A 12,742-nucleotide genomic window follows, 5' to 3' on the forward strand; every position below is an offset into this window, starting at 1 on the left:
CTTCAATTATTTTTGTCTAGTGCAACTTTTATGTATCAGCACAAAATTTCGGTTCCAGCTTGTAGATGTCCCTTCGTATATTACCCAACCTTAGGGAAAATACAGCCATGGCATTGAAATGCATGAAAATAATAAAGTTGTAAAAGCTGATAAAGATACAAAATTGCGTTTCAAAATGAGCCAGAAGTTTAATTGAAAGGAAGGCAATAAAAACTATATGGATAAGGGAGAGATTCTTAATGGAAGCTTTATATACAGCAGTAGCGACAGTTAAAGGTGGGCGTACAGGTTCCGTGACTTCTTCGGATGGCGTCCTCAAGCATGATCTGAAAATGCCTAAAGAGCTTGGTGGCTCCGGTGGTGAAGGTACTAACCCTGAGCAGCTTTTTGCCGCTGGATATGGAGCATGTTATGAAAGTGCCCTTGCCAATGTAGCACGCAAAGCAGGTGTGAAATTGGAGGATGTGGTCGTTACAAGTAACGTATCCATTGGTAAAGACCCTGCGGATGACGGTTTCCAGCTGTCTGTTCGTCTGGATGTTAGCATGCCTGGTGTAGATCACAGTCAAGCAGAGGAACTGGCCCGCAAGGCGCATGATTTCTGTCCATATTCCAAAGCAACACGCGGCAACATTGATGTTGTTTTAAACGTAGTCTAAGATTTGACTCCCGGCAAGTAAAGGGAACATATAGAGCAGGGTATCCCAGATACCTGATGTTCGACTACAAAGCCCTGCTGGCAATCGGCAGGGTTTTGTGTTGATCATCTTATAAGGACATGATGCAGGAGACTAGATGCCAGATCGCGTACTATTTTACATAATTGCACTCCCACTTCATGCTACACATTCCATAAAGGGGGAACAAAGATGAGTATTGAAGAGATGATTGAGCGGCGATTTGTGTGTACGAAATGCAGAGGCACGGATTGTAACATTAAGGAAGTTTCCATGTCAGGAGCAGGCCTGAGCAAGATGTTCGATATACAGCATAACCACTACCTGTTCGTGGCTTGTGCTTCCTGCGGGTATGTTGAAGTGTTTGATCCGGATGTCTTGAAAGGGAAAAAACAGGGGCAGGTCGGGACTATTCTGGATATTCTGTTTGGCGGGTAGACATGCGCGAGTTGACATTGAACTGAATTTTCTTTAATATAACTTAGTACTGAGTAGTGTCATTGCATGAACCAAATTTGAATTAAACAGGTGATATCCATGTCTTATAGACCGCGTATTGCAGATTTAGAATTAGCTTATGGTAACAAGGAAGACGGATTGTACGAATTCAAAATGAATTTGGTAGACGGTACAAAATGCCGTGTATTCTACTCCCGTTCCCCGGAATGGAAGATGACCAATATCAGCCGTCTGCAGAAAACGCCTTGTCCAGTATGTCGCAAAGATTTCATTTGCAAATGTATGGACCAGTGGGCAAGTGACCTGCATCAACAGATGATCGATGACCAATGGATGGAAAAGGCAGTTACGGAATAATTGTTGGACAGATACGAGCGTGGGCACAATGCCTGCGCTCTTTTTCTTTATATTTCCCATTAATGCGTGTTCAAAAAGAGCGGCTTTCAGTCTTATTGAACAACATCCAGAAATAAATTTAGAATTAGTGAACAAGAAGGCCCAGATTGGGTAAGTTACTCTAACCGCAACAATAGGAGGCAGCCAATATGACAGCAAATCAAACAGATGTGCATCAGGGACATCCGATCGTACTGGTGGATGGCGTCTGTCACTTCTGCCAGGGCTTAACCAAATGGATTATCAAGCGTGACCCGGAAGGGAAATATCATTTTGCATCGCTCCAATCGGATGTAGCCAAGGAACTGCTGGTGAAGGGCAATTTGTCGACAGACAGCATGGACACCTTTGTTCTGATTGAAAATGGAAAATACTATACACGTTCAACCGCCGCACTGCGATTGGCCAAAGGTCTGAAGTTTCCTTATCCGTTGTTATATGTGTTCATTATTGTGCCTAAATTTATTCGTAATGCAGTCTATAACTGGGTTGCTCGCAACCGTTATCGCTGGTTTGGCAAGGATGAAGCGTGCATGTTGCCTACACCGGAGATCAAAGATCGATTTTTGTGAGTGTGATTAATAACGGAAATAATTGGGTAATGACTACAGATCATATCTATTTTGGGAGGAAAACAACTTGAAGAAGTGGACTACATTATTTATCGGGGCATTATTAGCAGTGAGCTTGGCAGCATGTGGTAACGATACAGATAATACGGCAACGCCGCCAGCGACTAACAACGAAACATCTAACGAGGGTAATACACCTGCGGAGCAGGAAACAAAGGTCCCTACCCTGGACGAATTGATTACCAAAACCAATGCAGCAACCAAAGAAATGAAAAGCTTCACAACTGAAGCAAATATTGATCAGAATCTGAAACTGGATGCTGGTGAACAGTCTCAGGATCAACAGGTTAAAACATCGCTCAAAATGGATATTATCAAAGATCCAATGATGATCTATCAAGAGATGAAAATGGAAATGTCGGGACAGGAAGCTCAGAACGTGAAACAGTATATCACTTCCGATAAAATCTACTCTCAAGTTGGGGATCAATGGGTTGCGATTCCTGAAGCTCAAACCAAGGAACTGATTGAGCAGATGAAGGCAAGCATGAATCCGGAAGGTGAATTGGAGCAATTCAAAAAGATTGAAGAAGATACTGAAGTGACCGAAGAAGGCGACAATTATGTGATTAACGCTGACGTATCCGGTGATAATGTGAAGGAACTGGCGAAAGCCGTGATGGAGCAGAACGGATCGGATGCCCAGATGCAAGCCATGCTTGATCAGATGAATATCACCAGCATGAAGATGAAATACATGATCAACAAAGAAACCTATCTGCCTGCAAGTACGGACGTAACCATGGTCATGGAGATGGAACAGAATGGACAGAAAATGACGATGGACATGAAGATGAACAGTACATTTTCTAACCAGGATCAAGTGGAAGAGATTAAGATTCCACAAGAAGCATTGGATAGCGCTAAATAATTTGGTTATGCCAAATGTGCTGAAGATGATTTAATGCGGTAAGCGAGCATCCGTGCATGCCGTTACAGGCACCTCTGAGATAGATCTGTGTGAGCCGAGAGGTTTACCGGATTAGAATCAGGGGTGTTTTTCTGTTTAGCGGAGATTATGGTCAGGGTTCAAGGTGTTATAGTATAGTCATATTGAAGTAGAGAGGGGAGATAAAAGATGATTGAATATGCACACATCCACCATGTTAGTCTGGCTGTACGTGATCTGGAAATCGCGAAGAAATTCTATTCTGGGTTACTAGGCATGCAGGAGATTGAACGTCCAGCCTTCCGCTCCACGGGTACATGGTACGCTATCGGCAGCCAGCAGCTTCATCTGCTTCAGCACCCGGAGGGCCACACGTTACGTGAGGCTGGTATTGATACTACAGACGGCCACTTTGCGATCTGGGTCACCAGTTATTCAGGGACTATAGCCTGGCTGGAACAGCAGGGAATTGAGTATGAAGCGAGACCTGACAGTGTGGCTGGATTCGCACAGATTTTTGTACTTGATCCGGACCGTAACATTATTGAGTTCGATTCACCGTACAACTCTTAAGGGAAAAAGGGTTAGAATAAATCCCTTGCTCCCCCAGAAATTGTATGCTATATTATCCATACATTCATAGCACGTGACGGAAGCACCGTCCAAATATCGCATATTCATGCGGTTATTGGACGGTGCTTTTTTGTGCTTTTTGACAGGGAGGGAAGGAGAAATTGATTGTACTAAAGGCGGTATTGGTTTCAAAAGACAAAGATTATATCAGTGCCTGGCTTGATTATGTACAGGGAAATTCGTCTGGTCTTCATGTGCGTTTCACGGCATTCTCCCAAGAAGATTCGTTCAGGGATCACATGAAAGAGCAAGAAGGTCGAGAATTACCGGATCTGGTTATTGCGGAACCGGAGTTTCTGAATGACTGGCTGAATAACGGGGGAGAAGTATCAGGTGTACCTTGGCTAATGCTTAGTGAAGGGATGGAAGAGGTGGATGAGGCCAAGCGGCTGATGAAATATCAACCCTTGCCTGCTTTGCTGGATGCTGTGATGCATGCTTGCCGGCAGCCACGCCGTAAGAAGGTTCACCATACGGGGCAAGAGACTCTCTCCATCGGTGTAGTATCCGCTTCAGGTGGAAGTGGCAAAACGGCAGTGGCCCTGCATATGGCGAAGCAATTGGGACTTGCAGGATATGCTGTTCTCTATCTGAATCTGGAGACGCTGGACAGTACGCTCCCGTTTCTGGAAAAGGGACTCACTAGAAGTGGGCAGCGTCACCCGGATGCGGAGACGGGATTGTCCCGTCTGTTATACGATCTGAAGGTGGGCAGAAAGGAATCCGGTAAGCAGTTACAGGTGCAATCGAAGGGCGTAGATGGATATGTGGTCCGGCATGAAGCACTGAAATCCGATGTGTTCTGGCCATTATCGAATCGGAAAGAACTGTTGCAAATGACTCGTGAGGATACGTCGAATCTGCTTCGTTATTTAACGGAATGTGGACAATATGACGTGTTAATTCTGGATGGGGATTCCGGTTGGGATGGGCGCAGTGAAGGGGTGCTGGATGCAGCAGATGCATTTGTCTGGCTCGTTGAGGATGATATATCTGCCATGCATCGATGGGGACAATGGTTACAGCATGCTGAGCGTACGAAGCCAGATTTGTACGAAAGTATGCTCGAGCGTTCACGCTTTGTGGTTAACAAATATCGGGACAATGTCGTCAATGGACTCCCACGCCCTGATCTGCATCTGGATGCAGTGTTGCCCTATATCCCTTCCTGGAAGCAACTCAGTCAGGAGGAAGTCATGCTTAGTTCTCCGATCTTCCAACGTGAAGTGAAGAGATTATGTGCCATGCTGGTACAGGGTGGCGAAGAAGAATTGAAGCAGACGGGACGAATTCAGAAGCAGGATCGGTGGGCACTATGATGGAGTCATCGAATCGAATACTGGATCGTGAAGAACAGTTTCAGATGATGCGCAGGGAAGTCAGGGCTGGCCTCGATTTAACCTCTTCAGCAGGAGATGATGAACTGTGGCAGGGGATAGAACGCAAAGTTCTCACTGACCCGAAGCTGGATGATTTGACCTCAGGAGAGCGTCATACGCTGGTGCAGCGATTGTTTGATTCTTTTCGTGGATTGGATATTTTGCAGCCACTTGTGGATCATCCCGATATTACGGAGATTATGATCAATAGTCACAAGGAGATTTTTGTGGAGCAGGAAGGTGAAGTCAGCCAGATCACCCTTGAATTTGAGTCCAGGGAACGGCTCGAGGATATCATCCAGATGATTGTATCCGGGGTAAACCGGATTGTGAATGAGTCTTCTCCAATCGTAGATGCCCGTTTAAAGGATGGTTCACGGGTTAATATCGTGTTACCTCCTATTGCCTTGAAAGGACCCACGATGACGATTCGTAAATTCCCCAGTGAACCGATGAAGATGTCCGATCTGATTGAAAAGGGAGCCCTGCATGAAGAAGCGGCAGAATTATTGCAGCAGTTGGTAAGGAGCAAATATAACATCTTCATTGGAGGAGGGACCGGGTCGGGAAAAACGACCTTTCTGAACGCCTTATCGCAGTTTATCCCTGCCGATGAACGGATTATTACCATTGAGGATTCGGCGGAGCTACAGATAGTTACGGTACCGAATCTGGTATCACTGGAAACGCGGAATGCAAACACCGAAGGCAAGGGACAGATATCTATTCGGGATCTGATCAAATCTTCCTTACGGATGCGTCCAAACCGGATTGTGATTGGGGAAGTCAGGGGCGCAGAAGCGCTGGATATGTTACAGGCCATGAACACTGGCCACGATGGATCATTGTCTACAGGGCACGCAAACACGATTTCCGACATGATCAGCAGACTCGAAACGATGGTGCTTAGCGGTGCGGATCTTCCTATTGCGGTTGTAAGGCAGCAGATTAGTTCAGCAATCGATATTTTTGTACATCTGTCCCGGCTACGAGACCGCTCACGGCGGGTGACAGAGATTAGTGAAGTGATTGGCATGCAGGACGGGGAGGTTATGCTGAATCCACTGTTTCGTTTCCAGGAACAAGAAGAGCGTGAAGGCAAAATTATTGGCGGGTTAGTACAGGTTGGAAAGTTGAATCAGGTGGATAAAATTCAGATGGCTGGGCTCGGGAAATGGCTGGATGAATACATAGAACAATATAGTGTTGGAATAGGTTCATCAGATAACAACGTGAATTAAAGTCATTGGAAGGTGATTACTGTTGGGTGAAGCCAGACAGATGTTGACGGATTACACCGTATATGCGCTTTCCCGGAGACAACGAATGGTCTGTATGCTGATTAGTGGTCTGCTGTTTTTTGGCATCGGAATTCTGTTCTACCATCACTGGTTGGCTGGAGCGATCCTGGCTGCGGGTTGCATATGGGTACCAAAACATTGGACTAAAGTGCTGTTGGAACGAAAAAGAATGACACTCAGTTTACATTTTAAGCAAGCATTATATGCATTATCTTCGGCACTGGCAGCAGGAAAATCGGTGGAAAATGGATTCAAGGAATCCGTAGAGGATTTGCGGATGTTGAACCCGGAAGCGGATACCGATCTGATTCGTGAGTTCACGATATTGCGGACACGGATGGAGTATGGACAACCAATCGAAGAGGCACTACAGGATTTTTCGGATCGGGCTCAGATTGAAGATATTACGAACTTTGCAGATGTGTTCATTACGTGCAAACGAACTGGCGGGGATCTGGTTGAGGTTGTGCGTCGTACCTCTGCGGTGATTGGTGAGAAGCTGGACATTCAGCAGGATATTATGGTCGCGGTATCGCAGAAAAAGTTCGAATCAAAGGTGATGTTTGCCGCTCCATTTATTTTTCTGATATTCCTCAATCTGACCGCCAAGGACTTTATGGAGCCGTTATACAGCGGGATGGGGTACATCATCTCTAGTGGAGCATTGGTAGTACTCGCCTGCTGTTATCTGTGGATTAATCGCATTATGGATATCAAAGTATAAGGAGCTGAAACGATGCTGCTTCCCGTTATAGTCGCAGGGATGCTCGGAGCGGGATGGCTGGTGCTGGATCGAACCCGGGGGCAGACCTACCGGCATCTGCGCAAGCTGGATATGGAAGGATTACGACTGAAAAAATTGCATGGTCCCTTCCTGTTTATATTGGACAAGTTCGAGATTGGACGCAGATTGCCAGTGCTCATGTTTCGAATGCAACATGCCATTCAGAAAATGTACGGCATACAGCACAGCGGAGAGAAAACGATGCTGTATTGCGCTGAAATGTTGACTTATACATGGCTCATGCTGCTGGTGGGCTGCCTGTTATCACTCGTTGGAGATATGGGCATCGGAGGTATGGTGGGTGGGCTCGCGCTCGGTGCAGCGTTGCCTTTTGCGCTCTACAAAGACCTCAATACGAAGGTGCAGCGAAGAGACCAGGATATTCTTATGGAACTGCCTGAGCTGCTGAACCGAATTGTACTGCTGGTTGGCGCAGGGGAGACCGTGCAACGTGCTATCGTTCACTGTGTCACAAGCCAGGGGGAACGGGATCATCCGCTGTACAACGAACTTAGAAAGACAGTGGGAGATTGGAATAATGGTTATTCGTTTCAACAATCATTTGAACAGTTCAGCCGCCGCTGCGGTGTACAGGAAGTGACAATTTTTACAACAACGGTGCTACTGAATTTCCGGCGTGGGGGAGGTGACTTTGTATTGGCGCTGCGGGATCTGTCACATGTGTTGTGGGAGAAACGCAAGGCTGTCAGTCGGGCGAAGGGAGAACAGGCTTCTTCCAAACTGGTGTTTCCGATGGTACTGATCTTTTTTACGATTGTGGTCATGATCGGGGCACCTGCTTTTATGATGATGAATATGTAGGAGGAATTGGGATGATGGAAGTATTGAAAAACAAGGTAAATGTATTTTGGGAGGAAGAGGACGGACTCGGCACGTTGGAGCTGATTCTGATTATCGGGGTTATTATCATTATTGCTTTAATTTTTAAAGACCAAATTAAAAAATTGGTAGAAAGACTGTTAACTAATGTGAGTAATAAAAGTAATGAATTCTTCGAATAACAAGTTCAAAAAGGAAGAAGGGAGCTTCACCGTTGAAGCCTCCCTGATCTTCCCTGTTGTGCTGTTTATTCTTGTGTTATTGCTCTTCTTTACCATGTACATGTATCAAAAGACATTCCTGAATCAACATGCTTATGCAGCTTCCGAACGTGCAGCCTATAGCTGGGACAACAGCCACAAACAGGCGATGACAGGTGAATATGGTGTTGGAGAACATGACAATCTGTACTGGAGACTGACGGACGATCGTATGCTTGGAGCGCTGTTTGGCTGGGCGGGAGCGGATAATCAGGTCAGCGTTTCTATACCTGCTGGTGAAGGCGGCAATCTCTCGGAACAGAAATTAGCACAAGCGGTGCAACATATGCCCTCAGCCATGAAAGGAACGATTGAGTATCAGAATTCTCTGATTCAGCGGAAAGTAACAACCAAGCTGGAACAAGTAATTTCTTTGCCTCTTCCTTCTTTTTTGTTCGATTCAGGTAACCGTGTACTGACGCGGGGATCATCCGCAGTTGTTGAACCGGTTGAATTCATTCGAACGGTCGATCTGGTTCGTTATTACGCAGCCAAGTTTAAAGGCAAAGGCGGTGCGGCGACCAGTACAGCGGCAGAAGCCGGACAGGTTGTGCAGCATTTTGGCAAAAGTAAAAAGTGAGAAAAGGAGGAGGGCGGAGCTGTTTAGAAAAAAAGACGGTGAGTTGGGAGCCGTAACCCTTTTTTTAATATTAATATTGGCCGGAGTTTATATGTTTGTCGCTATATTTATTGATTACGTTCGTATAGCTGCATTCAAGGTGCAGACTGAACGCATGACACATGCTGCGATGAGATCCGTCATGTCAGCCTATGACCCATCACTACGAGAGTATGGTTTATTCGGGTATGGCGACAGCAGTGGGGATGCAATTATGGCTAAAGTACTGAATGATAGCGTGAAGCCTTCAGCTGTAAAAGATGGATTTCCCATTCTGGATATCCAGTGGGATACAACTACGCTGAGCATGGAGCGTGAACTGGGCAGATACGATATATTTAATCGCCAGATTCAGGAGGATATGAAGTATCGGGCTCCGGTTGATTTTACCCTTGAAGTGATCAATCGGTTCAAACCAATGTCAGACGAGATGAAGGAAGCCGCGCACACGGTAGATTTGCTGAAAAAATTACAGAAGTTATATGACAAACGTGAAGAATTACTGGATGAAGCCATTGCCAATCAAACGGAATCCGCGGAGAAACTGAAGAATCTTCCAAAGTTGATCATGGATCCGCCGTCACAAGCGATCTATGAAGAAATGTTGGAAGAAACACCGGAGACAGCTGCCGAGGCAGCAGCACGTTATACAGATTATCTTAACAAGAAACAGGCAGATGAGGGACTGCCATTGAGAGAGCAACAATACATATTGGAACTGGCTCGTTATCGGACTGGTGTTGGTAATGTGGTGACAGGCATCAGCATGATCATACAGCCCGCGTTACAGGCCCATCAAACAAAACTGGAGGAAGCACAGTCCAAAATCGAAGAAGCACGCAAGATTAATGAGGAAATGAAACGTGTGATCGCGGAGGGGGAGAACCGTTCGCAGAATGCCAGCTACGACAACGTGGGCAACTCGAATCTGCCTGGGACGAGTCCTGCAACTACTGGATCAGGCAGTGAAGCTAAGAGCACACGCTCCCACGCCTCGGAGCTTGTGAGGGCGGATAACCTATTTGATCAGTTGAAGGCACGGGTTGTTTCCCAGAATGCGGACTTCTCTAACGTCAGAAGAGACAACATGGAATTGAATAGTCAGCTTCGCAGCGTTACGGGAATGAGTGGGGTTCCGATTAAACCTGCGGTCAGACAGGCAAGTCAGATTACGGAACGATATATGGATACCTATGTGAATAGTGGTCCTGCCAACCTCATCCAACAGAGTAAGCAGCAGCTGGAGAGTGGTCGTGGGTCGGATGCCCAGCGCAAAGCAAATGACAAAGAATCCAAAGGGAAATTGAAGGAAGTCAAACGAATCTTGTCGCAGATTCAGAATGGAAGTTCGGGTTCCATGGACGCTTTCAAACAGTTGGAGGAATATTACAACGCTAACATTTCTTTTAATGAGGCTAGTAGTGAGGAAGGCAAAAAGGCAGAGATTGCTGGAGATCCCTATGACTCTGGTGGCGATGCCATGAAGGGGATGGACAGTTTGTTTGGCGGGATGTCCGGTCTGTTGGACAGTCTTGGCGACGAATTATTTCAGAATGAATATGCTTTAGCCTATTTCAACTCCATGGATTTTGGTCAGTTATTTACCTGGACTGAAGGTGGTGGAGATGCTGGTGATGTTTTCAAACTGGAGAATCAGGAACTGGAGTATATCGTTTACGGGTTTCATAATCCTTCGGGTAACATCGCTGCGGCATATGCGGAGATATTTGGGATGCGGCTGGCTATTCGAACCGCAGAAGGGTTAATTGAGCACAGCAAGCTGGGGAACCCACTTCTGGTATTATCGGCAGCAATCTTATACGGGATTACAAACGCCATCGCGGATATGGTGAAACTAGCAAAAGAGGGCAGTGTGGAATTGTCCAAGTATATCAAAGTCAAACTGACGTACAGGGACCATCTCCGATTGTTCCTATTGATGCATAGTAACAATGAACGCAAAATGTCCAGAATGCTGGCGCTAATTCGATTGAATACGGGTGTGAATCCAGATGAGAAACAGACGTATGCTTCGGGTAACATGCGCAGCAGTATCAAGCTGTGGTTTTTACCAGGGGTGGTTAGAAGCATAGGTGCAGTGATGGGTAGTGCGGACCAAGTTGAAGATGGACGATTTTTCATTGAACGGAAGGCGGATTATTCCTATTGAATAATCAGGATCGTTTCGGTGGAGGGATTATGGATAAGCAGCAACATTATGAAAAAGAAAGCGCACAAATGCAGATTCGTTTAACAAGAATAATCAGATTGCAGCGTTTGAAGTCTCTCAAAAAGCAGATATATTCTTCGGAAAAGGAACAAGGTAGCTTGGTTCTGGAAGCCTCACTAGTGTTACCTGTCTTCTTGTTTTTTATCATGTTTCTCATCTTCATAGTGCAAATGACTCTAATCTCCACAGTGTTACAGAGTACGGCGGGTGAAGCGGTGAAGCAATTGTCAACGAAAATATATCCCGTTTCCCTTGCATTCACACCTTCTGATTCTGCCGGCGGAGAAGGTTCAGGAGGGGGCTGGAAGATACCAGAGTTATCTCTGACGGAATGGGCAGAAGGTTATGCTTCTTCTCTACCCGAGCCATTAAGTGATTGGGTACGTTCAGCGGCGGCCAGTGGTGAACAACCACTACAGGAGATCAAAACATCCGTCTTGGAAACCGTACTTGATCCCACGGTAAAACCGTTGCTTCAACCATTTATCGAGCCAACGCTGCTGAATATGGAACGTGTTCATGTGAATGGTATTTCGGTACCTGATCTTAAAAACAAAACAAATCCGTATTTCCGACTTGAACTGAGTTATGAATTGCCGCTAAAAGTCCCCTTTCTCAGTAAACCGCTACGGATTCAGGCCGCTGCGGCAGAACGGGTATGGATTGGGGATACCGGAGAAGGATCGGATGGCAGTGCAGGAGACGGGGATACTGCGGATTCAGCAACGGTTCTGTCGAAGCCTGACCCGGCTTACATAGGCAACAATGCAATGATCAAGGTGGAGGTAGAACCAGGAGAGACAGCCAACTTAACGATATTTTACAAGTCAGGTGAAAGTTCTGCGAAGCACATCGGCTGGGCCACCGCAGATGAGAATGGAATTATTGAATGGAACTGGTTTGTTGGTACTCGGACAACAGAAGGAACATGGAGTTTTGTTGTCGAGACAGGGGACGGTGCCAAGACGGAGACTACGTTTACCGTGGCCTCCAGAAAATAAGGAAGGGGATGATGGAGGTGGAGTGGTTTTACATTGTCTGTGGCTTATACGTCATTGCAGCTTTTATTACAGATATTCGTTCAATGAAAATTCCAAATCGATTGACTTTACCCGTGACTGTTGCAGGCGTATTGGCCCATATCATATGGGGAGGTTGGGATGGTTTCTTGTTCTCAGTCGCTGGATTTGCAGCAGGTTTTGGTATTTTGTTTCTTATGTATGCGATTGGCGCCGTAGGAGCAGGAGATGTGAAATTGTTTGGTGGGATTGGTGCATGGACGGGACTTGCTTTTGGCATTCATGTCATTATTTACTCCGTTTTGTACGCGGGCGCAATTGGTCTAGTGATACTTCTATTCCGTAAAGATTCAGCGAAGAGAATTCGAGGCATGGCAGGTAGTCTTGCGGGGTTCTTCATGCTTGGTTCGCTCAAGCTGGTGAACAAGGAGAAGACATTGAAGTTTCCGTTTATGCTGGCGGTGTTACCTGGATTTATCACGGTGCTTGTCTCGGGACTTTTCCCTTTATAAAAGGGAATCAAGAAATCTGGGGATAACAGTGATCGGAAGGTTGTTCCGTCATCGAAGTGCCCAGTGTAACTTTCTTTAGTTGACCTAAATAACAATGGAAAGAGAGGATTGG

General features: G+C 46.0%; 15 protein-coding genes. All 15 read left to right on the top strand.

The genetic code is table 11. The annotated features are described in order from the left end of the window. Window positions 1-239 precede the first annotated feature (239 nt). The 15 genes from AC4E8D_RS07190 to AC4E8D_RS07260 all read left to right on the top strand — a co-directional run bounded on the left by AC4E8D_RS07190 (window position 240) and on the right by AC4E8D_RS07260 (window position 12,630). A complete protein-coding gene (locus tag AC4E8D_RS07190) occupies window positions 240-659 on the top strand; it encodes an organic hydroperoxide resistance protein (protein ID WP_036610819.1) in 420 nt (139 codons plus the stop codon). 210 nt (window positions 660-869) lie between these two features. Beyond that, complete coding sequence (locus AC4E8D_RS07195) at window positions 870-1,115, top strand: zinc ribbon domain-containing protein (RefSeq protein ID WP_036610816.1); 246 nt, start codon at window positions 870-872, stop codon at window positions 1,113-1,115. A 99-nt stretch (window positions 1,116-1,214) separates the two neighbouring features. Then, the gene (locus tag AC4E8D_RS07200; protein WP_017690003.1) at window positions 1,215-1,493 is read left to right on the top strand and encodes a hypothetical protein; all 279 of its coding nucleotides are present in this window, start codon (window positions 1,215-1,217) and stop codon (window positions 1,491-1,493) included. Between the two features lie 188 nt (window positions 1,494-1,681). Next, a complete protein-coding gene (locus tag AC4E8D_RS07205) occupies window positions 1,682-2,104 on the top strand; it encodes a thiol-disulfide oxidoreductase DCC family protein (RefSeq protein ID WP_339240394.1) in 423 nt (140 codons plus the stop codon). 67 nt (window positions 2,105-2,171) lie between these two features. After that, the gene (locus tag AC4E8D_RS07210; protein WP_076209460.1) at window positions 2,172-3,035 is read left to right on the top strand and encodes a DUF6612 family protein; all 864 of its coding nucleotides are present in this window, start codon (window positions 2,172-2,174) and stop codon (window positions 3,033-3,035) included. A 207-nt stretch (window positions 3,036-3,242) separates the two neighbouring features. Beyond that, window positions 3,243-3,626: a VOC family protein gene (locus AC4E8D_RS07215; protein ID WP_047842030.1), complete on the top strand. Its 384-nt coding sequence runs from the start codon at window positions 3,243-3,245 to the stop codon at window positions 3,624-3,626. A 161-nt stretch (window positions 3,627-3,787) separates the two neighbouring features. After that, on the top strand, window positions 3,788-5,005 hold the full coding sequence (locus AC4E8D_RS07220; protein ID WP_490206000.1) for a nucleotide-binding protein: 1,218 nt from the start codon (window positions 3,788-3,790) through the stop codon (window positions 5,003-5,005). Then, window positions 5,005-6,306, top strand: coding sequence for a TadA family conjugal transfer-associated ATPase (locus AC4E8D_RS07225; protein ID WP_490206475.1), 1,302 nt, complete (start codon window positions 5,005-5,007; stop codon window positions 6,304-6,306). Before AC4E8D_RS07220 ends, AC4E8D_RS07225 begins: the two co-directional genes overlap by 1 nt. Window positions 6,307-6,346: 40 nt before the next feature. Beyond that, a complete protein-coding gene (locus tag AC4E8D_RS07230) occupies window positions 6,347-7,090 on the top strand; it encodes a type II secretion system F family protein (RefSeq protein ID WP_221819341.1) in 744 nt (247 codons plus the stop codon). A 12-nt stretch (window positions 7,091-7,102) separates the two neighbouring features. After that, a complete protein-coding gene (locus AC4E8D_RS07235; RefSeq protein WP_076209457.1) occupies window positions 7,103-7,972 on the top strand; it encodes a type II secretion system F family protein in 870 nt (289 codons plus the stop codon). 11 nt (window positions 7,973-7,983) lie between these two features. Then, on the top strand, window positions 7,984-8,172 hold the full coding sequence (locus AC4E8D_RS07240) for a Flp1 family type IVb pilin (RefSeq protein ID WP_221819185.1): 189 nt from the start codon (window positions 7,984-7,986) through the stop codon (window positions 8,170-8,172). Continuing rightward, window positions 8,156-8,830, top strand: a complete 675-nt coding sequence (locus AC4E8D_RS07245) for a TadE/TadG family type IV pilus assembly protein (protein ID WP_221819186.1) — start codon at window positions 8,156-8,158, stop codon at window positions 8,828-8,830. The genes AC4E8D_RS07240 and AC4E8D_RS07245 overlap by 17 nt, the downstream gene beginning before the upstream one ends. After that, window positions 8,811-11,039, top strand: a complete 2,229-nt coding sequence (locus tag AC4E8D_RS07250; protein ID WP_490206001.1) for a hypothetical protein — start codon at window positions 8,811-8,813, stop codon at window positions 11,037-11,039. Before AC4E8D_RS07245 ends, AC4E8D_RS07250 begins: the two co-directional genes overlap by 20 nt. A 29-nt stretch (window positions 11,040-11,068) precedes the next feature. Then, window positions 11,069-12,100, top strand: coding sequence for a pilus assembly protein (locus tag AC4E8D_RS07255; RefSeq protein WP_221819343.1), 1,032 nt, complete (start codon window positions 11,069-11,071; stop codon window positions 12,098-12,100). A gap of 11 nt (window positions 12,101-12,111) precedes the next feature. Continuing rightward, window positions 12,112-12,630, top strand: a complete 519-nt coding sequence (locus AC4E8D_RS07260) for an A24 family peptidase (protein WP_260632618.1) — start codon at window positions 12,112-12,114, stop codon at window positions 12,628-12,630. Window positions 12,631-12,742: the final 112 nt, after the last annotated feature.

The sequence above is a fragment of the Paenibacillus sp. SRL342 genome (genome assembly GCF_984798905.1).